Source organism: Streptomyces sp. NPDC008086, assembly GCF_042957325.1.
Taxonomy (GTDB): Bacteria; Actinomycetota; Actinomycetes; order Streptomycetales; family Streptomycetaceae; genus Streptomyces.
In genome coordinates, this window is the sequence record NZ_JBIBIA010000001.1 from 1,237,495 (window position 1) to 1,258,219 (window position 20,725).

The 20,725-nt window shown below is 72.8% G+C and carries 18 protein-coding genes; 12 read left to right on the forward strand and 6 right to left on the reverse strand.

All coding sequences use genetic code 11. The annotated features are described in order from the left end of the window. The first annotated feature begins 778 nt into the window (after nucleotides 1–778). The 3 genes from ACFZBP_RS05275 (at nucleotide 779) to ACFZBP_RS05285 (ending at nucleotide 3,126) form a co-directional block, all read left to right on the forward strand. Nucleotides 779–1,087 (forward strand): hypothetical protein, encoded by a 309-nt coding sequence (locus ACFZBP_RS05275; protein WP_391410097.1) that lies wholly within the window; start codon nucleotides 779–781, stop codon nucleotides 1,085–1,087. A 49-nt stretch (nucleotides 1,088–1,136) separates the two neighbouring features. Continuing rightward, the gene (locus ACFZBP_RS05280) at nucleotides 1,137–2,396 is read left to right on the forward strand and encodes a nucleotide sugar dehydrogenase (protein WP_391410099.1); all 1,260 of its coding nucleotides are present in this window, start codon (nucleotides 1,137–1,139) and stop codon (nucleotides 2,394–2,396) included. Between the two features lie 196 nt (nucleotides 2,397–2,592). Continuing rightward, complete coding sequence (locus ACFZBP_RS05285) at nucleotides 2,593–3,126, forward strand: EF-hand domain-containing protein (RefSeq protein ID WP_391410101.1); 534 nt, start codon at nucleotides 2,593–2,595, stop codon at nucleotides 3,124–3,126. A 79-nt stretch (nucleotides 3,127–3,205) separates the two neighbouring features. On the opposite strand, the gene ACFZBP_RS05290 is transcribed toward ACFZBP_RS05285, so the two are convergent. Genes ACFZBP_RS05290 through ACFZBP_RS05315 form a run of 6 tightly spaced genes read right to left on the reverse strand, consistent with a single transcriptional unit; the run spans nucleotide 3,206 to nucleotide 8,989 of the window. Further along, nucleotides 3,206–3,640: a DUF6917 domain-containing protein gene (locus ACFZBP_RS05290; RefSeq protein WP_391410103.1), complete on the reverse strand. Its 435-nt coding sequence runs from the start codon at nucleotides 3,638–3,640 to the stop codon at nucleotides 3,206–3,208. Next, nucleotides 3,637–4,587, reverse strand: a complete 951-nt coding sequence (locus ACFZBP_RS05295) for a Gfo/Idh/MocA family oxidoreductase (RefSeq protein WP_391410105.1) — start codon at nucleotides 4,585–4,587, stop codon at nucleotides 3,637–3,639. Before ACFZBP_RS05295 ends, ACFZBP_RS05290 begins: the two co-directional genes overlap by 4 nt. Next, entirely contained in the window at nucleotides 4,584–5,717 is a 1,134-nt protein-coding gene (locus ACFZBP_RS05300) for an Ldh family oxidoreductase (RefSeq protein WP_391410107.1), read from the reverse strand. Before ACFZBP_RS05300 ends, ACFZBP_RS05295 begins: the two co-directional genes overlap by 4 nt. Beyond that, nucleotides 5,714–7,009, reverse strand: coding sequence for a M20/M25/M40 family metallo-hydrolase (locus ACFZBP_RS05305; protein ID WP_391410109.1), 1,296 nt, complete (start codon nucleotides 7,007–7,009; stop codon nucleotides 5,714–5,716). Before ACFZBP_RS05305 ends, ACFZBP_RS05300 begins: the two co-directional genes overlap by 4 nt. Continuing rightward, nucleotides 7,006–7,911 carry a TIM barrel protein gene (locus tag ACFZBP_RS05310; RefSeq protein WP_391410111.1) on the reverse strand — a complete coding sequence of 302 codons (906 nt, stop codon included), beginning with the start codon at nucleotides 7,909–7,911 and terminating at the stop codon, nucleotides 7,006–7,008. Before ACFZBP_RS05310 ends, ACFZBP_RS05305 begins: the two co-directional genes overlap by 4 nt. Nucleotide 7,912: 1 nt before the next feature. Beyond that, on the reverse strand, nucleotides 7,913–8,989 hold the full coding sequence (locus tag ACFZBP_RS05315; RefSeq protein WP_391410113.1) for a Gfo/Idh/MocA family oxidoreductase: 1,077 nt from the start codon (nucleotides 8,987–8,989) through the stop codon (nucleotides 7,913–7,915). Nucleotides 8,990–9,273: 284 nt separating this feature from the next. Here ACFZBP_RS05315 and ACFZBP_RS05320 point away from each other — a divergent pair, with 284 nt between their 5' ends. The 9 genes from ACFZBP_RS05320 to ACFZBP_RS05360 all read left to right on the forward strand — a co-directional run bounded on the left by ACFZBP_RS05320 (nucleotide 9,274) and on the right by ACFZBP_RS05360 (nucleotide 20,566). Beyond that, a complete protein-coding gene (locus tag ACFZBP_RS05320; protein ID WP_391410115.1) occupies nucleotides 9,274–10,368 on the forward strand; it encodes an aminotransferase class I/II-fold pyridoxal phosphate-dependent enzyme in 1,095 nt (364 codons plus the stop codon). After that, a complete protein-coding gene (locus tag ACFZBP_RS05325; protein WP_391410117.1) occupies nucleotides 10,365–11,507 on the forward strand; it encodes an aminotransferase class I/II-fold pyridoxal phosphate-dependent enzyme in 1,143 nt (380 codons plus the stop codon). The genes ACFZBP_RS05320 and ACFZBP_RS05325 overlap by 4 nt, the downstream gene beginning before the upstream one ends. 96 nt (nucleotides 11,508–11,603) lie before the next feature. Further along, nucleotides 11,604–12,578, forward strand: a complete 975-nt coding sequence (locus ACFZBP_RS05330; RefSeq protein WP_391410119.1) for a UbiA family prenyltransferase — start codon at nucleotides 11,604–11,606, stop codon at nucleotides 12,576–12,578. Beyond that, nucleotides 12,575–13,945, forward strand: a complete 1,371-nt coding sequence (locus tag ACFZBP_RS05335; protein WP_383456581.1) for a protoporphyrinogen/coproporphyrinogen oxidase — start codon at nucleotides 12,575–12,577, stop codon at nucleotides 13,943–13,945. The genes ACFZBP_RS05330 and ACFZBP_RS05335 overlap by 4 nt, the downstream gene beginning before the upstream one ends. Nucleotide 13,946: 1 nt before the next feature. After that, complete coding sequence (locus ACFZBP_RS05340) at nucleotides 13,947–15,509, forward strand: AMP-binding protein (protein WP_391410377.1); 1,563 nt, start codon at nucleotides 13,947–13,949, stop codon at nucleotides 15,507–15,509. Between the two features lie 60 nt (nucleotides 15,510–15,569). Then, nucleotides 15,570–16,433, forward strand: a complete 864-nt coding sequence (locus ACFZBP_RS05345; RefSeq protein WP_391410122.1) for a methyltransferase — start codon at nucleotides 15,570–15,572, stop codon at nucleotides 16,431–16,433. After that, nucleotides 16,430–18,232: a CoA transferase gene (locus ACFZBP_RS05350; protein ID WP_391410124.1), complete on the forward strand. Its 1,803-nt coding sequence runs from the start codon at nucleotides 16,430–16,432 to the stop codon at nucleotides 18,230–18,232. The genes ACFZBP_RS05345 and ACFZBP_RS05350 overlap by 4 nt, the downstream gene beginning before the upstream one ends. Beyond that, a complete protein-coding gene (locus tag ACFZBP_RS05355; RefSeq protein ID WP_391410126.1) occupies nucleotides 18,229–19,920 on the forward strand; it encodes an AMP-binding protein in 1,692 nt (563 codons plus the stop codon). The genes ACFZBP_RS05350 and ACFZBP_RS05355 overlap by 4 nt, the downstream gene beginning before the upstream one ends. A 214-nt stretch (nucleotides 19,921–20,134) precedes the next feature. Beyond that, nucleotides 20,135–20,566: a PPOX class F420-dependent oxidoreductase gene (locus tag ACFZBP_RS05360; protein WP_234760355.1), complete on the forward strand. Its 432-nt coding sequence runs from the start codon at nucleotides 20,135–20,137 to the stop codon at nucleotides 20,564–20,566. Nucleotides 20,567–20,725 lie beyond the last annotated feature (159 nt).

Consider the following 20,725-nt stretch of genomic DNA (forward strand, 5'->3'; position numbering starts at 1 on the left):
CGTACGCACGGCTGCACTCGGCGCCGCCGATCCGCACGCGCTGGCGGATTCACCCACATGTGTACACCACCTGCCGTCGGCGCATCCTTACTCCGGCAAGCGGACAGGCTCCAGGCGCCGAAGCGCGGCAGCCGCCTCCTCCCAAGGAACGCGGCACGACCTGACTGATTTGCTCCCGTCTCGTGGCCGCCAGAAAGGAAAACAGCCGTACCCATGACCTTCGAAGACCTGCCTGAGGCCAACAGGACCTGTGATCCGTCGGCGGACGCCCTGTGGCCGAACTGCTCGACTCAGGCCGGACCCCTCACTTCAGCGGCATCGTCCGCTCCATCGGTACGCTCGCCAGGCCGCATCCCCAACTGCCGCCCCGGCCTGAGGAGTTCCTGCGCGAAGCTGCGACACCGCCGGGCTCCGGCCGAGGACGTTGGCAGGGCGCAGTCGCGCATCTCGCACCACCACGGCACCGTCTCGATGATGCAGGCCACAGTCGGTCTGATCGGCTGCTGCCTCTCGCCGGCCGCTCACCGCACCTTGGCGGCCACCGCGACCGAGGTGCGCCTCGGGCACGCCCGTGTCCGGGAACCGCACATGCCCTCCAGAAAGTGGGACCACGGCATATAGGGCGAGCCGGTCTCCGAGAAGTACACGATTTTTGCCGCCTGCTCACCGACGGACGAAGTCGATATTCGCGTGGGGATTCGGCACTCAACCGTCCTTCGCTCTGAGAAGAACGACCGAGGAAAAAGAAATGACCGAAGAATTCCAGAGGAGGCCGCTTGTGCGTGGTGCCCGGACCTTTCTGCTCGCTGTGACCTGTGCGCTCCTCGCGGGGACCGCAGTCCCCGGTACAGCCGCGGCGGCGGAACCCGGCGAGGTCGTGGTGTTCAGGACGGAGCTGGTGCCGCTGACCGATTACCAGGATCCTCACGGCTGTCACAAGCTTCCGCCGGACGCGCACGTGCTGACGAATCGCACCGACCGGCCGGTCACGGTGTACGGCGACCCCTTCTGTCTGACGCCCGGCCTCACCGTGCAGCCGGGCTTCGGGGCGCACGTGGCGCCCGGCAGCGGCAGCTTCTCGGCCTGAACCACCGCTTCCCGCGCTCTGCCCCCCACACTCAGGAGTACTCCTTCACATGACCGTCGAACTTGTCGTCATGGGGCTTGGCCATGTCGGGTTACCGCTCGCCCGAGCCGCGGTCTCGGCCGGCCTGACCACCGCCGGGTACGACGTGTCCGGCACCGTGGTGTCCGGTCTCGCCGAGGGCCGCTCGCACGTCGGTGGTGTCTGCGACGCCGAGGTCGCGGCCATGCTGGACGCAGGCTTCCGCGCCACGGCCGACCCCGCGGTCCTCGACGGCGCACAGACCGTGGTGATCTGTGTTCCGACCGGGCTCACGCCGGAGGGCTTACCCGACTTATCCGCGGTGGAGGACGCCTCCAAGGTCCTCGCCGGCCGGCTGTGCACCGGCATGCTCGTCGTCCTCGAGTCCACCAGCTACCCGGGCACCACGGAGGATGTCGTGAGGCCGCTGCTGGAGCGCGGCAGTGGACTGCGGGCGGGTGAGGACTTCCATCTCGCGTACTCTCCGCAGCGCATCGACCCCGGCAACGAGATCTGGGGCGTTCGCAACACCCCGAAGATCGTGAGCGGTTGCACCGCTCTGTGCGCCAAGTACGCCACCGCGTTCTACGGGCGGTTCGTGGACCGCCTCGTCCTCGCCCGAGGCACGCGGGAGGCGGAGATGGCCAAACTCCTCGAGAACACCTACCGCTACGTCAATATCGCCCTCGTCGACGAGGTGGCGCTGTTCTGCCACCAGGCCGGCATCGACGTCTGGGACGTTCTGCACTGCGCGGCGTCGAAGCCGTTCGGCTTCACCCCTTTCAGTCCCGGTCCCGGGGTCGGTGGGCACTGCATCCCCGTCGACCCTCGCTATCTGGCCGCGCGGGCCGAGTCCCAGGGGTTCCCCTTCCGCATGCTGACAGCCGCACACGAGGTCCTCACCGACATGCCGAGGCATGTCGTGGACCGGGCCCTGTCGCTGCTCACCGAGACCCGCGGCCGGCCCGAGGGCGCACGTGCCCTCCTCCTGGGCGTCACCTACAAGGCCGACGTCGCCGACATGCGTGAGTCACCGGCGCGCCCCGTGGCCGCGGGTCTGCTTGCCGCCGGGGTCGACGTCTTCTACCACGACCCGTACGCAGCCGACTTCAGCATGGACGATCGGTCCCTGCCGCGCGCCACTGATCTGCGGAAAGCACTGGCTGAGGCGGATGTGGCGATCCTGCTGCAGGACCACGCCTGCTACGCGAGAGAGACTCTGGGCCGGGCCCGTTGCGCCGTGCTGGACACCCGCGGCAAGGCCGTGGGCAGCAGGGTGACGCTTCTCTGACAGCCCCGTCACGTCTCCGGCACCGGCCCCCTTCGCCGCCTCAGCCGGCGCCTCGTCGCGCCGACTCCCGTCGGCGCTCTCCTGCCGGCGTCCCGCCGGCCCACAGACCCGCGCAGTGGCCGCGCCCTGCGCGGTTGCGGCCCTGACCAGGGCCGCAGTCCGTCATCTCTCCGAGACGAACCGAGAAGGAGAACACATGAGTACTGCTGTCGCCAACGACCGTCTGGTGAAGCGCTTCGAGAAGTGGGACACCGACGGCAACGGTGTGCTGGAACCCGGCGACTTCCAGGGCGAGGCAGCCCGGATCGCCCAGAACCTGGGTAGGAAGGCCGACTCCGCGGAGGTGCAGGGGCTGCTGACCGCGTTCCAGGGGCTCTACGAGCAGCTGGCCCAGAAGGCCGGAGTCCCCGCCGGGAGCGGCATCAGCCGGGATCAGTTCCTCAACGCCACGGGGGACATGCTGTTCAAGGAGGGCGAGGCGAGCTTCAACCGCGCCCTGTCCCCCATCGTGAAGGCGCTGATCCGCCTGTGCGACGACAACCACGACGGCGAGATCGACGAGCGCGAGTTCCGGGCCTGGCTGACCGCCGTCGGCGTGCCGGACTCCCGGGCCGGTGACACGTTCGGGCAGATCGACGCGAACGGCGACGGCCGTCTGTCCGAGGAGGAACTGCTGCAGGCGCTCCGCGACTTCCACTTCGGCCAGCTGGACGTCGAGCTTCTCGGCTGACCTGCCGGACCAGCTCCGGTGACCCCCCTGGGCCTTCGCTCAGGGGGGTCACCCCCATCAGGGGGCCGCGGTGAAGGCGTCAGTCCTTCTGCCCGGGGCTTCCTTCATCCGGGCCCTGGACGAAGGTGACACGGGCCTCGGGCCGCAGCCGCAGGTCCCGGCCACTGACCGGACGGGGGGTGTGGATCAGGATGTTGTAGTGGTTCGGAAAGTGGCAGGCATCGAAGCCGAGGACCGTGCCGATCGGCGCCTCCCCGATGCTCACCAGGTCACCGCGGTCGATCACGCCGCCGCACACCAGTTCCGCGAAGCCGAGAAAGCCCACCCTGTCGATCCGGGCACCGGGGCGCGGGTCCCATTGGTCGGTGCTGACGAGTTCGTGCACCTCGCCGCGGCGTACACAGCGCGCGGTGTGTTCCTCCACCCGCATTCCGCGGTCCGTGCGGTGGTGCGTCAGCACCTTGACCAGGCTCCCGCGCACCACACGTTTCGGGCCGTCCTCCGCCGGGTTCACCGGTCCACCTCCGCAGACGCCGCATCCGACGCGGGCCGGGCGCTGCGGTAGGCAGCCTCGACCAACTCCAGTGCGGGCAGGCCGCCGTGCGCTCCCGGGAGGGCCGGGGCGCGCCGGCCGGCGAGGGCGGCGAACTCCGTGAGGATCGCCTCGTACTCGTGCCACAGCGACGCCTTGAAGCCGGAGTGGCCGGCCAGCATGTCGGCGTGCAGGACCTCCCCGTCAGCCAGTTCGACCTCGATGTCCTTGAGTTCCCCCGGATACGACCAGTCCAGTTCGACCACCCCGGTGGCGCCGGTGGGGCTGTTGAGGCGGATCACGGCCTGCCGGTCGACGCCCGAACCGTCGCGGTGGATCTCGCAGCCGGTGACGGTGACGTCGCCGAGCAGCAGCCGCAGCAGATCGAGGGCGTTCGGGCCGTTGTCGGCCACACAGCCGCCGCCGCAGCGGGCGGGGTCGAGGTACCAGTCCTCGCCGCCCAGATGTTCCTCGATGCGCTCCAGGTACCGCACGCGGACCGCGACGATCTTCCGGCCGGCCGCCCGGTGCACCAGCGCGCGGACGGCCGCGTTGTAGCGACGGTGGAACCCCGTCATCAGAGGGACGCCGCAGCGCCGTGCGTGATCCACCATCAGGTGTCCCTCGGCGGCGGTGAGGGCGAGGGGTTTCTCGACGCACACGGGAACACCGGCGGCCAGTGCCTCTCGGCAGACCGGGAGATGCACGTGGTTGGGAACGGCCACGACCAGGGCGTCCGGCCGTGCCTGGGTGAGCAGTGTCCTGTGGTCGCGGAAGCGGGCCGCCCGTCCCCGGTACTGCTCCAGTGCCTGGTCGCGTGTGTCGCACACGGCCGACAGCTCCCAGCCGGGCAGCCGTTCGGCGGCGGCCAGGTAGAAGGGGGAGATGGCGCCGAGGCCGACGACGCCCAGCCGCAGGGGCCGGGTCATCGGGGGTTCCCGGAGCCGGGACCGCCGAGGAGGCCCAGGTCGGCCAGTTCCCGGTACAGGTGCTCCGGCAGGGGGATGCCGTCGCGGCGGCGCTCGGCGGCGAGTTCGGCCTCCCGCCACCCCGGGTAACGCACGGGTTCGCCGCCGGGCACCGGCGGGCATTCGGCGAGCGCGCCGAACAGGGACCGGGTCGAGCTGACGACGTCCGTGCCCGGACGCAGCACATCCGGGGCGATCGCAAGGAGGAAGAAGCCGATGTCGTCGTCCCGTCCGTGCGGCCGGCCGTTCCCTTCCAGTGCGGCGGGCGAGGGCCCCACGGCCGCCCCGGAGACCACCGCGGCCAGCAGCTCCACCGCGATACCGAGTCCGTAGCCCTTGTGGACGCCGGTCTCGGCCGTACCGCCGAGCCAGCGCAGGAACGCCTCGCCGCGGTCGAAGGCGGACGGGTCGGTCACCGGTTTGCCCGTCGCGTCCTCCAGCCAGCCGGCGGGCACGGGCGTGCCGCGCCGGGCGGCGACGCGTACCCGTCCGGTCGGCGCGACGGTGGTGCTCATGTCCAGCAGGAAGGGGTGGCGGTCGAGAGCGGGTGCGGCGACGCTCAGCGGATTGGTACCGAGCATGGCCACCGTTCCTCCCGGCGGGCGTGCGACGCCCTGGCCGCCGCAGTTGCTCGCGACGACGCCGATCATCCCGGCGTGCGCGGCGCGGACGGCGTGGAAGCCGGCACACCCGAAGTGGGTGGCTCCACGCACGGACACCAGACCGACGCCGTGCCGGCGGGCGCGGGCGACGGCGTCGTCCATGGCCTCGGCCGCGGCCCACAGACCCAGGGCGCGGCGGGCGTCGACGACCGCACAGGCGCCCAGGTCGGTGACGGTCCGTGGTTCGGCACGAGGGTCGCAGCGCCCCGACTCCAGCAGCGGCAGGTAGAGCCGGGTGAGGTTGAACACCCCGTGCGAGTCGAGGCCGGTGAGGTCACCGTGGCACAGGGCGTCGGCGGCGAGCCGTGCCCGGGGCGCCGGAATTCCGTGCCCGGTGAACAGTCCGGTCAGTGCGGCATGCAGCTCGGCGTGGCCGACAAGGACGGATGCGTGGTCGGAGGGTGCCGGGGAGGCGGTGGACACCGTCATACGGGGTTCCTTACGTCAGGGGCGGACCGGTGGTCTTCGGCGAAGAGGGTGACGAGGCGGTGGACGACGTTCGCGAAGTCCTCCAGGTGTGCGAGGTCGACGAACTCCCCCGGAGCGTGGGCGTGGTTGGCGGCCAGGTCACCGGGGCCGAGCACGGTGGTGAACGCGTCGACCAGACCGGCGGCCCATATGGCGTCGCAGGTGAAACCGGGGTCGCCGTCCGCCGGCCGGGCTCCCGCCCGGGCCAGGAGCGCCTCGGCCCAGGGATCACGGTTGTCCAGCGCCGGCAGTCCGTGCTTGTCCCAGCCGAGCCGTGTGATGTCTGCCGCGTCCCGTGCCGTGCGGGCGAACTCCCGGGTCGAGGCGAAGAGTTCCGTGAAGCGGAGCAGACCGTCGGTGACCTGCCGGGTCACCGCGGTCTTCAGGTGACGGCCGTTCGCGGTGGTGCGGTAGGACAGGTTCACCAGCAGGGTGCCGGTGCCGTGGACACGGTTGTGCGTGCGGCCGGTGTGCAGCCCGGCCACGCACACCCGTGCGCCGGGTACGGCCCCGTCCAGGCGGGCGGCGAGGTGTTGGGCGAGGAAGCCGAGCAGCACGGTGGCGTTGTGTCCCGTGTCCGGATGGTCGTCCACGGCGTCCTCGCCGGTGACGGTGATCCGGGCGGTCATGGAGGCGGTCGCCCGGGGCAGCGCGCGCAGACCGGTCGGCTCGCAGAACACGTTGAGGCGCCCGTGGTGGCCGGCTTCCAGCAGCGGGCGGGTGCCGTAGGTGCCCAGGGCTCCGCCTTCCTCCCCGGCGACGGCCTGGACCAGGACGGTGACGTCCCGTCCGACGGCGGGGTGGGACGCGGCGGCCCGCAGTCCCGCGAGCAGGGCGACGGCGGGCCCCTTGGCGTCGACCGCGCCCCGGCCGGTGAACCTGCTTCCGTCGAAGGCGGGCGGGACGTGTCCGGCGACGGTGTCCAGGTGGACGTTGAACATCACCGTGTCCACGCGGGGACGCTCGGGTCCCAGCCGCAGCAGCAGGCTGGGCTGGTCCGCGAGGAAGCGCGGATCGCAAGCGGCGGCCCGAACGGTGGCCGGAACCCCGGGCCGGTCCAGACATGCGGCGGGCGCGGCCGCGAGCCGGACGGTGTCCAACCCCGCGTCGGCGGCGGCTGCCGCGTACCGGTCGAGGAGATCGGGCAGTCGGGACGGGGGGTCGTCCGGCCCGGCCTCCAAAGGGTTGACGCTGGGCAGGCGCAGGAGGTCCAGCAGCAGCATCCGGTACTGGTCGGTGAACAGTACGGTCACGCCGTACCGTCCACGTGGGCGGGTGCCGCCTCCACGGTCCGCAGCAGCCGGGTGAGCGCTTGTCCGGCCCGCACGAACAGGTCACCGGCGTCCTCACCGGCCCGGACCAGGCCTTCGTGCGGACGCACGGCGAGGTGCGGTTCGAGGGAGAGGGCCCCGGTGTAGCCGTGAGCGGCCAGGATCCGCAGGCATGCGGCCACCTCGGCGCCGCCCTCACCGGGCAGGGTGTAGGCGGTGGTGCCGTCCGGGGTGCGTACGGCGTCCTTGATGTGGACGTGGGCCACGTAGGGGGCGAGGTCCTGAAGCATGTCCGCCGCGCGGTAGCCATGGGGAACGCCATTGCCGGTGTCGAACAGCAGGCGCAGGGCCGGGCTGCCGACGGCACGCAACAGTCGGAGCGCGCGGTCGGCCCGGTCCCCGGCCCAGCCCGCGCAGTTCTCGTGCACCAGCACCAGGCCCGCGCGCTCGGCGCGGTCCGTCAGGACGGCGGTGCGGGCGAGGACGCGGTCGGCCCACTCGGTCTCCGTCAGACCGTCGTTGGGGTACGACATGATCCGTACGAGACGGCAGCCCAGTGCGGCGCACCGCTCGGCCAGGACATCCAGTTCCGCGAGGTCCACGGAGAGATCACCGGTGACGGGACGGGACCAGTTGCCGATCCTGGAGGCCACGGCGATCACGGTGACGCCGGCGCCCTCCAGCCGCCGGGTGAGGGTGGCGAAGGCGGCCGGGGAGAGGTCGGCGAGTGCGGCGCCGTCGACCGTGCGCAGTTCGACGGCGGTCCAGCCCAGGTGCCGCAGGGCGGCCAGCTGGCCGTCGGTTCCGGGCGCCGCCTCGTCGCCGATCCCGGCCAGGGGCCCGAATCCCGCGGTGCGGTGCCCGGCCGTGCCGTGTCGGGGCATGTCAACGGCTCCCGGTGCCAGAAAGCGGTGCGGCGGCGCAGTGTTCCCGGGCCGCGCACAGCAGGCGGGCGGTTTCACAGGCGAGCGTGAACCCGGTGGCGTCCGGCGCTTCGGAGAGGAAGCCGCGATAGGCGCCTTCCAGGAAGTCGGTCAGGGCGTCGTCCCGGAAGACCTGGTGGCCGGGCCCGGGCACGCCGCCCGTGGCGTTGGCTACGGTCGTCGTCGCGGGCGCGTCGCCGCCGACGGGGGTGATGACGAGCTGGGCGTGGTCGTCGTCCTCGCTGAGGGGGAAGTGACCCGTGGCCGTCCCGCCGTCGAACTCGCAGACGACGCTGCGTTGTCGCACGGGTGCGCCCAGGTCGGAGCGCAACCGCGTGGACACCCCGGTGCTGTGCTCCAGTTCCAGGTGGGCCCCGCCCATACCGGGCAGCTCTCCGTCTTCGCAGCGCAGATCCCAGCAGTGCGCGGCGCGTAGTTCGGCGGGGCCGGCCAGGTCGAGGGCCAGAGCCAGGGAGTGGGGGATCTCCACGTCGAGGGCGCTCTGGTGCCCGTCGGTGGTCAGGGACCGCAGAAAGCGCGGCTTGTGCTGGTCCACGGTGATGTGGCGCAGCCGGCCGAGATGGCCGCCACGGACGAGCCGGCGCAGTCGGGCCGCGAGCCGGGAGCCGGTCCAGTGGGCCATGGTCACGAGGGCGAGGCCCGTCTCGTCGCGGAGCCGTACCAGGGCGTCGAGCTCGTCGCGGGATCCGGCCAGCGGTTTCTCCACGATCATCCGGCGGAAACCGTGCCCGGCGAGTTCCGCGATCAGGGCGTGCCGCAACCGGGGCGGCGTGCACACGTGGACCACCGCGGTGGCGGGGTCCACATGCTCCAGGGCCTGATCCAGCGTGGTGACGACGGTCACCTCACCAGGGGTGGCCGTCAGCCGCAGAACGCCGGCGCGCGGATCGCAGCCGACCGCGGGCAGGGCGACAAGTGGATCATTCGTGCTTCCGGTCCGCCCGGCCAGCCGGGCCAGTGTTTTCAAGTGCAGTCCGGATCCGGACCTGCCGAGCCCGACCACGAGGGGCTGCAGCACAAGGCCTCCTAGTCCGTGCGCCAACTCCGTTGTGACGCAGGACTATTGCCGTCCCGGGAGGAATGGGTCAAGACATCCGGAAGGCATTTACTCACAAAGTGTGAAGTTGCCCCTTCTCCATTCTCCGCGGCCCACGAGTCCTATTAGCGTCGATATTCCGCACGACTCAACGGGGCGGTCAAGAATTGAGCGAATTACCGGCCACGGAAGGAGCAGCACATGCTGTTCCCTTCTTTTCCCAGGCCAAAACCTTCGAACTGCTGTGGCCTTCTGTCGAAAAGTCATTGGAGGAGGTTTTCCACAACGGCAAGTTCTCTCACGGAAAACAGGTCGGACAGCTTGAAACGGCGCTCGCGGAATACACCGGTGCACGGTACGTGGTCGGCGTCAACAGCGGCACCGACGCGCTCGTGCTGCTGCTGCGCGCCTGTGGGCTGCGTCCCGGCGACGGCGTCCTGGTGCCCGCGTACTCGTTCTTCGCCACCGCGTCGGCCGTCGTTCTGGCAGGCGGCCGACCCCAGTTCGTCGACATCGACCCGGAGACGTACGCGATGGACCCGGCGGCCCTGGAGGCAGCCGTCACTCCCCGCAGCCGGTTCGTGATGCCGGTGCACCTGTTCCACACGATGGCCGACCTGGAGGCCGTCACCGCGGTCGCACGGCGGCATGGTCTGACGGTGGTCGAGGACAGCGCCGAGGCGATCGGCATGCGCCGACGCGGTGTGCACGCGGGCCTGCACGGCGCCGGAGGGGTGCTGTCCTTCTTCCCCTCCAAGACGCTCGGGGCGATCGGGGACGCGGGAGCCGTGCTCACCGACGACGCGGAGGTGGCGGACACCGTCGCGGCCCTGCGCCACCACGGCAGGACCGGCCGTACGCTGAACGACTTCCCGGCGATCTCGACCGACAGCGCGTGGCCGGGCGTGAACAGCAAGATGGACGACATCCAGGCCGCCGTCCTGCTCGCCAAACTGCCTCTCCTGGAGGAGCAGATCGCGTACCGGGCCGAGCTGGCCGACGCCTACACCGCCCGTCTGCGGGAGATGCCGGGCATCGTCCGCCTGCCGCGCGTCACCGCCGAGGGCCCGGGCGCCCGTGACGTGTACTACGTCTACCTCATCGAGGCCGAGGACCGGGACGCCCTCGTCGCCCATCTCGACCGGCACGGCATCGGCACCGAGGTCTACTACCCGGTGCCGCTGCCCCACCAGCCCGTCTTCGCCCACCTGGGCCACCGGACGGGCGAGTTCCCCCACGCCGAGGCGGCGGCCCGGCATGCCGTGGCCCTGCCGTTCCACCCCGATCTCAGCCCCGGCGACCTGGACCGCGTGTGCGACACCGTCCGCTCCTTCCTCGCCGGGGGGAGGACGACCGTATGACCGTATCGCTCCCTTCCGCCGTCCCGTTCTTCCCGCCCGCCCTCTTCGAAGCCGACCGCGCCGCGCTGATCGGCCTGGTCCGGGAGGTCGGCCTGGACCCGGAGCAGCGGTTCATCCTGGGGCGGCGCACCGCGGCCTTCGAGGATCTGCTGCGCGAGGATCTGGGGGCGGCCGATGTGGTCGCGTGTTCCAGCGGCACCTCGGCGCTCTCACTGGTGCTGCGGGCTCTGGACGTGGGGCCCGGTGACGAGGTGATCGTGCCCGCGTTCGGGTGCGCGCCGCTGGCCGCGTCTGTGGCCGGCACCGGAGCCACCCCGGTCTTCGCCGACATCCGGCCGGACACCATGACCATGGACCCGGACCATGCCGAGCGACTCGTCACCGCGCGGACCAAAGCGGTGATGCCGGCGCACATGTTCTCCGTGATGGCCGACATGCCGAGCTTCGTCGAGCTGGCCCGTCGGCACGGACTGCGTCTGGTGGAGGACTCGGCGGTCGCCCAGGGCGGCGTCCTGCGCGGTGTTCCGGCCGGACTGTGGGGCGAGGCGGGGGTCTACTCCTTCGTCCAGGTCAAGACCTGCGGCATGCCCGGCGAAGGCGGCGTGGTGGTCACCCGGGACGCGGAGCTGGGCGAGAAGGTGCGGATGCTGCGCAATCACGGCCAGGTGGCCGGGCGGCGCTTCGTGCACCACGCCATCGGGCTCAACAGCCGCTTCGACGAGATCCAGGCCGCGTTCCAGACGCACCGCTACCGAGGCTTCCCGGAGCGGCTGGCGCGGCGGGCGCAGATCGCCGCCTACTACACCGAGCGCTTCGCGCCGCTGGCCGGCCACGGTGTGGTCCCGCCCCCGCCCGACCGGGACGGCCGGTGTTTCTACGTCTACACGGTGCTCGCCTCCGAGCGGGACTCCCTCGGCGCCCACCTGGCCGAGTCGGGGGTGGCCTCGCACGTCTACTACCCGCGTCCCCTGCCCGCGCACCGCGCCTTCGCCCCCTACGCGCCACCCGGCGCCCGCTGGCCGCGAGCAGAACAGGCCGCCCGCCGTCATCTGGCGCTCCCCGTACACCACTTGCTGAGCGACTCGCAGGTCGAACAGGTCGCCGACCTGGTGTGCGCGTTCGTCTCCAAGCACCTCTGACGTACGACAGCACGTACGACAGCCGCGGGGGCCGTCCCCTCACCCGGACGGCGCGCGGCACCTCCGTCCGACGCAGAGAAATCCAAGAGGTCACCCATGACCGACAGCATCGCGGCCGGCCGGCCCGCGCCCGCCGCCCACGGCGCCGGCAGGCTGCGCGTCTACGCGCGGCTCGGCAAGCTGGACGTGTACGACTACTACCTCGGTGTCTTTCTCGCCCTCTCCGCCGCCCTGTTCCCGGTCGGCGACTTCACGGCCCGGCAGGCCCTCGTGCTGGTCGTGTTCCTGGCCGGGGAGGTCGCGGTCCTCATGGCGATGGTCGCCCTGGACGACGTCACCGGCTTCCGGGACGGCAGCGACCTCGCCAACTACGGTCCCGACAACCCGCTGCGCAGCAAGGCACGCAAACCCCTCGTCGCCGGGACGCTGACCGTGCCCCAAGCGCTCCGCTTCGCCTGGAGCTGTGCGGCGGCGGGCGCTGTGCTGTGGGCGGGCGCCGCCGCGCTGGCACCGCACCGCCCGCTGTGGGCACTGGTAGCCGCGGGCGCGCTGTTCGCCGTGTCACTGCAGTACTCGTACGGCCTGAAGCTCAGTTACCACGGCTTCCAGGAGGTCTTCCTCGTCGCGCTCGGCGCGGTGCTCGTGATCGCGCCTTACGGCCTGGTGGCAGGGGGCTGGTCCGGCTTCCTGATGGTGCAGGCGGTGCTGTTCGGGTTCGGGCCGCTGATGTTCGGGGTCTACTCCAACACCAACGACGTCGCCGGCGACCGGGCGGTGGGCCGTCCGACCGTGGCGGCTCTGGTGTCCGAACGCGGCAACGCCGTCTTCATCGCGGCCCTGTCGGTCACCGAGTTCCTCATCGGTGCGGTCGCCTCGGCCACCGGGGCGGCCCCGTGGTGGTTCGTGCTGCTGATGCTGCCGGCGACCGCGCTGCGGGCCCGCCAGTACTTGACCGGGTTCGTCCGGGCAGACATCATGACGGCCCGCCGGACGGGCTTCGCGGTGCACCGGCTGAGTGTGGTGCTGATGACCGTGGCCAACATCCTGGTCGCAGTGGGGGCCGCCCGATGACGCCCGAGGTCGATGTCGCGGTCGTCGGGGCCGGCATCGCCGGTCTGACCGCCGCCCACGAACTGCGTCGCGCCGGGCTGTCGGTGCGGGTCTACGAGCAACTGCCCCAGGTGGGCGGCCGGATGCGCAGCCTGCGCCAGGAGGGCTGGACGGTGGACACCGGAGCCGAGCAGGTGGCGCCGCGCGGCTACCGGGCCACCTGGGAGCTGCTGCGCCGGCTGGGTGCGGGCCCGGCGGACGTCCCCCGGGTCGGCGGTGCGGTGGCCGTCTGGCGTGGTGGGCGCGCCCACCTCGGCGTCGGCGAGAGCACGGCGGTGTTCACCGGCGCCGGCCTGTCCGCCCGCGCCCGGCTCGACCTGGCCGTCTTCTCGGCGTGGACCGGACGCCACCGTGCCCGGTTCGACGGAGACCGACCCGAGCACAGTCCCCTCGGTGCGGCCACCGTGCGGCAGACGGCCGCCCGCTACCACCCCGACCTGCACGACTACCTCCTCCAGCCGGTCGCGGGGTGCTTCTTCGGCTGGGACACCGCCCGCTCCGCCGCCGCCCCTCTGGTGAGCCTGCTGCTGGAGGCCGGCTCCCCCGCCACCTGGCGTACCTACCGGGGCGGCATGGACTTCCTGGCCCGCCGGCTGGCCGCCGGTACCGACGTCGTGACCGGCCGCGCCGTGCGGGAGGTCATCGACGCGGGCGAGCACGCCGTCCTGCGGTTCGATGACGGCGAGGTCCGGGCACGGGCCGCTGTACTGGCCGTACCGGCGCCCCTGGCGGTGGCGCTGCGCCCGGACGCCCCCGCCGACGAGCGGCCGTTCGTCACGGCCTGCACCTTCACCCCGATGATGAAGGTCAGCTACCTGCTGGACCACCCGCTCGCCCCGCCCGCCCGGCGTCCGGTGCACGTCCTGCTCACCCCGGCCGTCGAGGAGGACGTGCTCTCCGGTGTGGTCGTCGACCACGCCAAGGACCCCGGCCGAGCTCCCGCGGGCCGCGGGCTGATCACCCTCGTGGCCGGTCCGCGCCGGGTCCGCGAGTTGCTGGACGCCTCCCCAGACGAGGCCGCCGACGTGCTCGCCCACGCGGCGGAACACTACGTACCGGGCCTCGCCGGTGCCCGCCGCCACCACCTCGTGCACGCCTTTCGCCACGGCCTTCCGGAAGCCACCCCGCGGGCGCTGCGGGAACGCCCCGGCTTCCTGGCCCGCCCGGTGCGCGCCGTGGAGTACGCCGGCGACTGGGTGATGCTGCGGCCCGCTTCCGAGGGTGCCGTCCGGGCGGGTGCGCTGGCCGCGTCCCGTGTCCTGAGCAGGCTGAGGCGGCGCCCGTCGTCCGGCCCCGACCGAGCCGAGGAGATCCGTGCGACCGCATGACATGGGCACCCTGTTCGACGACGCGGCGGCGGCCGGCGCCCGGACCGTGTTCCACCTGGACCGGCCCTTCGACATCGCCCCGCGGGCGGGCACCCGGTGGACCGTCGCGGAGCTCGCCGCCCTGGTCCGCGCAACGGCCGCCCGGCTCACGGACGCCGGGGTACGGCCCGGGGACCGCGTGGCCATCGTGAAGGACAACCACTGGGACTACGACCTGCTCGCCTGCGCCGCCGTCCGCGTCGGTGCCGTGCCCGCCCAACTGTCCGCCCGACTGGACACCCCGGACCTCCTCACCCTGCTGCGGCGGCTGCGGCCGGCCGCGCTGATCACCACCTCCGCGGTGCTGGCGCGCTGCCGGGACGCAGCCGCCGCGGCCCCCGTCGGCATCACCGTCGACACCGCTGTGCCCGGCGCGACCCACCTCGCCGCACTGGACGCCTCCGGCCCCGGTGCGCCGGTACGGCGCCACGACGACGAGCCCTTGGTCATCCACCACACCTCGGGCACGACCGGCGTGCCCAAACTCGTGGTCCACTCCACGCGGACACTCGTGCGCAAGCTGGCCCGCCTGGAGGCGGTGCGCTATCCGGGCATCGGGCTGCGCCGGGACGACGTCCTGTGCAACGCCAGCGCGTTCGCACACGGGCGCACCTTCTGCTGGACGGCGGTGGTGATGGCACTCGCGCCCGCCGGCATCGTGGTCCTCACCGGTGACGACCCGGACACCGCCGACCCGTTGCTGCGGGCGTACCCGCCCACCGTGATGGAGGCGCTGCCCGCCACCTACGTCCGGCTGCGGCCGCTCACCGCACGGCTGGACAACCCGTTCCGGCGCATCCGTCTGTACATCAGCACCTACGACGCGATGCACCCGCCCGCCCTGCGCGCGTACCTGACCGCCAGCCGCCGCGCCCACCCGCTGTGGATGCAGGGCTGGGGCCAGACCGAGACCGGACCGCTGACGTTCCGCTTCCACACGCGGCGCTCCGCGCTGGCACCGGACGCCGCGTCCACGACGCGCCGGCTGGGCCGTCCGGTGCCGGGCCGGACCCGGCTGTGCGTGGTGGATCCGGACACGCTGCGCCCGGTCCCGCGCGGCCGCCCGGGTCTGCTCCTGATCCGCACACCGGCCCTCGCCCTGGGCTACGTCGGTGAACAGGAGCGCTGGGAGGCCAAGCGCGTCGGCGACTGGTGGTCCACGGGTGATGTCGGGGTGCACCACCGCGACGGCAGCGTCAGCGTCCTGGACCGCGAGGCCGACACCCTGCCCGGAATGAGCTGCCTGCGGACCGAGGACCTGCTGGAGCAGCGGCTGCCCCAGGCCCTGGAATGCGTGATCGTCGGGGCGCCGGACGGCGATCCGCTGCCGGCCGTGGTCACCGCCGACGGCCGACTGGATCCGGATGCCTGGAAACAAGCCGTCCAGGGGCTGCCGGCGATGCGTCAGCCCGCGGTCCTGACCTGGGACGAGGTCCCTCGCACCGGCACCGGCAAGGTTCGCCGCGCCGCCCTGGCCCGGCACCTCACCGGTACCGCGGTGACCGGGACCGGCCGCTGGACCTGACAGGCCACCACGTACGAGTCGGGCCTGACAGGCCACCACGCTGACGAGAGGAGTCCTGCCGTGTCCCAGCCGTCTCCCGATACCGTGCCGCAACCGTCTCACGCATGGCAGCCGTCCCACCCCCGGGAAGCTGCGCGCGCGGTCTTCACCAACGGCACCGCGAACAGCCGCGACCAGCACCGCTGCCTGGCCGCCGCGTACGACCCGGTGACCCTGCCCCGGCTGGCCGCCGTTGGCGTCGGTCCGGGCTGGCGCTGTCTGGAGATCGGCGCCGGCGGCGGCAGCGTCTCGCGCTGGCTGGCAGACCGGGTCGCACCGGGCGGCTCCGTGCTCGCCACCGACCTTGACACCCGCGATCTGGCACCCGGTCCGTCCCTTGAGGTCGCTGCCCTCGACGTGACCCGCGACCCGATCCCGGAGGGAGCCTACGACCTGGTGGTGGCCCGCCTGGTCCTGCAGCACCTGCCCTTCCGCGACACCGTCCTGCACAAGCTGGTGAGCGCCCTCAAACCCGGCGGCCTGCTGCAGATCGACGAGATCGACGCCTCCTACGAACCGCCGCTGCTCACCCCGGACACACAGGCCGAGGCACTGTACGTCCGGTTCCTCGGCGCCAAGGCGGCGGCGCTGCGGGCCGCGGGCGGCGACCCGTGCTGGGCACGGAAAGTGCCGGCCGCCATGCGGGCGGCGGGGCTGACCGCCCTCGACGTCCATCTCCACATCGGCGTACGACACGCACAGGACCCCGGTCTGGGACTCCAGCTGAACCACACCCGCAACCTCCGGGACCGGCTCAAGGAGCAGGGCATGACCGACGACGACCTGGACCGGGTGCGGGTCCTGATGCGGGACCCGTCCTTCCGTGCCGCCTCCAGCGTCTTCTACTCCGTACAGGGCCGTCGGCCCGCCGAGGCGCGACCGTGACGCCGGGGCTGCGGGCCGAGGCCCGACCGGCCGTCGCCACCACGATCGCGGAGCGCCTGCTGCGGCGCACCGCACAGGCACTGCCACAGGGCTCGGCCGTCGGCCCGGACCCGGTGCGGCTGCGCATCGAGTGGGCGGGCCCCGTCGCTGCGGACCTGCCGGACGAGTGCGCCGTACAGGCCGCCTGCGGACTGATGCACGTCCACGGCCGGGCCACGGGCGGGCCCGCCCGGCTGGCAGTCGACTACGCCTCCGTCGTGACAGGGGTGCTCGCCGCCCTGGGCGCCACCGCCCTGCGCGTCGGGCGGGCCCGCGGGTCGGACCTGTGCGAGGTGCGGACCTCGGTGGCTCAGGGAGCGCTGCTGGCGGTCGGCCAGTACCTCGCCGCCGCGACGGCCGCAGGGAGCGGTGGCCCGCCCGAACCCCGGCTCCCGCCGGACTCCGCGGGGCAGGCGGGCGGCCTGGCGACCCTGGTCACGTCCGACGGTGTCCGGGTGGAGGTCGAGACCCTCGCCCCGGACGCCTGGCGGGAGTTCTGGGTCCGGCTCGGCGTGGCTCCGGCTGTCGCGGGCCGCGGCTGGCTGCCCTTCCAGCAGCGGTTCGCCACCGCCGTCTGCCCCTTGCCCGACGCGCTGCGGCAGGCCGCACGCCGTCACATGCTGCCGGATCTGCGCGCCGCCGCACACCACAGCGGGGTCAGCCTCCTCGTCGTACGTTCCGACCCGGCCCCCGCCGTCCACCCGGAGCCCTGGGAACTGACCCCCTGGCCGGAACCGGCACGGGGCCGGGGGCCGCATGCGGACAGCGCCGTCGGGGCCCGCTCCCCGCGCCCGGCCCGCGAAGGCGCCCTTCCGCTGACCGGGCTCCGGGTCGTGGAGTCCACCCGCCGAGTGCAGGGCCCGCTCGCCGGGCACATCCTGCGGATGCTGGGCGCCGACGTCGTACGGATCGAGCCGCCCGGCGGCGACCCGATGCGCTGGCTCCCCCCGCTGGCGGGAGAGTGCTCGGCCCGGTTCCTGGCGCTCAACGCGGGCAAGCCGGTGATCCAGGCCGACCTCACCACCGCACTGGGCCGCCGCACCATCCGCACCCTGGCCGCCGAAGCCGACGTGTTCCTGCACAACTGGGCCCCCGGGAAAGCCTCCCGTCTCGGTCTGGCCGCCTCCGACCTGCTGCCCGGAAGTCCCGCTCTGGTGTACGCCTGGGCGTCCGGCTTCGGCGACGCCTTCGGTGACCGGCCCCCCGTCGGCACCGACTACCTCGCCCAGGTGCACAGCGGACTCGCCGCCGCGGTACGACCGGCAGGCGAACCCCCGGCCCCGTCCCTGATGACCCTGACCGACGTGCTCGGCGGGCTGGTGTGCGCCCAGGGCGTGCTGACGGCGCTGGCGGTCCGTGAGGCGGCCCACCGGGGCAGCCAGGTCCACTCCTGTCTGCTCTCCGCGGGCGCTCTGGTCCCCCGTCCTGCGCACCGGGTCCGCTGGACGCCCCTGGACCGGCCGTTGCGCACTGCGGACGGCCATCTGTACCTCGGCCCCCGCGCCCGGCAGCACCCCGAAGCGGTGCGCCGCCTCCTGGACGGCGCCGACACGGCGTCCGCGCGGGACGTCGCGGCCCGCTTCGCCCGCCGCACGACCGAGGAGTGGCGGGTGCGGCTGGCCGAGGCGGGGCTGGCGGCGACACCCGTGCTGACCGCCCTGACCGACCTGTCTCACGACGCCGCCTTCCGGACAGCCGTCGCGCCGCCGGGCCCGGCGAACGGGTACGCCCGTCCGTACACACCGTGGGAGTTCGCATGACAGCCGCCCCCGCCACGCAAGAGACGACGGGTGCGACGGGTACCGGGCGACCGGTGTGGACCTCACGCGCCGGAGTTCCCTTCCCCGACCTCGTGCCCCGCGACCGACGACGGGCCTGGGTGGCGGCCGGCGTGTGCCCGGACACCGACCTGTTCAGCCTGTTCACCGCCCATGTCCGGGAACACTCGGACCGCGAGGCGCTGGTGGACGACGCCGGAGTGCTGTCCTACGCGGCCCTCGACACCGAGGTGCGCCGCATCGCCACCGTGTTCGAGCAGGCGGGCCTGAGGGCCGGGGACGTGGTCGCGCTGCGACTGCCCAACGGACGCGACGCCGTCGCCGCGGAACTCGCCGTGTACGCGATCGGCGCGGTGGCTCTCCCTCTCCCTCCGGGCGGCGACGACCGTGACCTGCGGGCGCTGCTCACCCGCTCACGGGCCCGCGGCGCCGTCCTCACCGGGGCGCCTCAGACACGGGGCGTGGTGGACCTTCCCCACCTGCAGACCTTGTTCGTACCCGGCCCCGGCGAGGGACGGGCCCAGGGGCTGCACGCCACGCGCCCCCCGGCTTCGCGCCGCCGACCGCACCGGCCGGCCGATCCGTACGGCCCCGCCCGCATCCTGGTGTCCTCGGGTACCGAGGCCGAGCCGAAGATGGTCGCCTACAGCCATCACGCCCTGGCCGGCGGCAGGGCCCGCTACGTCCGGGCGCTGCACCCGGACTCCTCGGTGCCACCCCGTCATCTCGTCCTCGTCCCGCTGGCTTCCTCCTTCGGCTCGCTCGGCACGCCCGTCACCCTCGCCACCCTCGGCGGCACTCTGATCGTGCAGTCGGTGTTCGACGCGGAGGATGCGCTGCGGCTGGTCGCCGAGCACCGCCCCACCCACCTCTTCGCGGTGCCCACGATGCTCCGCCGGCTCGCCGACCTCCCGTCCCAGGCCGACGAGGACACCTCGTCGCTCCGTGTCCTCGTCTCCAGCGGCGCGGCGCTGCCCGCAGCGACCGCTGACGCCTGTCTCAGGCGGTTTGCCCGGCCGGTCGTGACCGTCTACGGCTCCTCGGACGGCGTGAACTGCCACACCGCGGGCGAGTGCCTCCCGCCGGGCGACAGCGTCGGCACCCCCGACCCCACGGTCGCCCGCATCCGGATCACCGGCCCCGACGGCACGTCCCTGGCCACCGGGCACACCGGCCAGATCGAGGCCAGAGGCCCCATGACACCGATGTGCTACGTCAACGCGCCGGAACTGGACGCCCGTTACCGCACGTCGGAAGGCTGGGTGCGCACCGGCGACCTCGGCCGGCTGGACGAGCACGGACGGCTGCACGTCCTGGGACGGCTCAAGCGCATCGTGATCCGCGGCGGCCTCAACATCAGCCTCGCCGAGGTCGAACGCGAACTCGGCAGCCATCCAGCGGTGGCCGAGGCGGTCTGCGTTCCGGTACCCGACCCGACCCTCGGCGAACGCCTGTGCGCCTGCGTCCGCCCGGCCCCCGGCACTCCCACGCCCACCCTGTCCGACCTCACCACCCACCTGCTGAACCGCGGCCTGGCCCGCCGCAAGCTCCCCGAACTCCTCCTGGTGGTGCAGGAGATGCCCCTCGGTCCCACCGGCAAGATCTGCCATCGCACCCTGGCCGCCCGGGCGTCTCGGCACCGCGTCCCGGACCGGTCGGCGGGCGGGTGACGACCGGCGGCTCACGTCCGGCCTGCGCCGCCCCTCTGCGAGAGGGCCCTGGGACTCATCTGGGACCCGCGGTTCACGATGGCGCAATCGCGCCCCGAAGAATGGCTCGTCATGTCGGTGGAGCGCACCGGGCTCGCCCTGTAGGAAGGTCAAGTAAGAGTGGCAGCACGTCTGCGCCAACCTCAAGGTGATACGAAAGGTCGACAACCGGGGCATGACCTCTACATCCTTCAACCCCCATGCGCTGCTCGCGAAGAGCCCGATCGGTGTGCTCGCGACCATCAAGGCGGACGGGCGGCCCCAGCTCTCCCCCGTCCAGCCCTTCTATGACGAGTCGGCGAGCGTGATCCATGTGTCCACCAGCGCGGGCGCGGCAAAGGTGGCGAACCTGCGGCGGGACGCCCGGGCCACGCTGGAGGTGACCAGCCCCGACGGCATGTCGTGGGCCACCGCCGAAGGCATCGCCACGCTCACCGGTCCGGGCACCGACCCCCACGGGCCCGAGGTGGAGGCGCTGGTGAACTACTACCGGCTCGCCGCCGGGGAGCACCCGGACTGGGACGAGTACCGGGCGGTGATGGTGTCCGACCGCCGGGTGCTCATCACCATGACGGTCGACCACGTCTACGGGGCCGACATCAGCTGACGGGGCGGCAGGCGCGGGACGGCCCCGCGTCCACGGGAGCGGCCGTGGGGCCCCCGCCCCGGGGGGGGGGGGGGGGCCGCGCGCCCCCCCCCCCTGGCGTGTTATCCCACCCAGGACCGGCCCCCCCGCCCCCGACAGGCGGGGCAGTGGAAGCAAAAA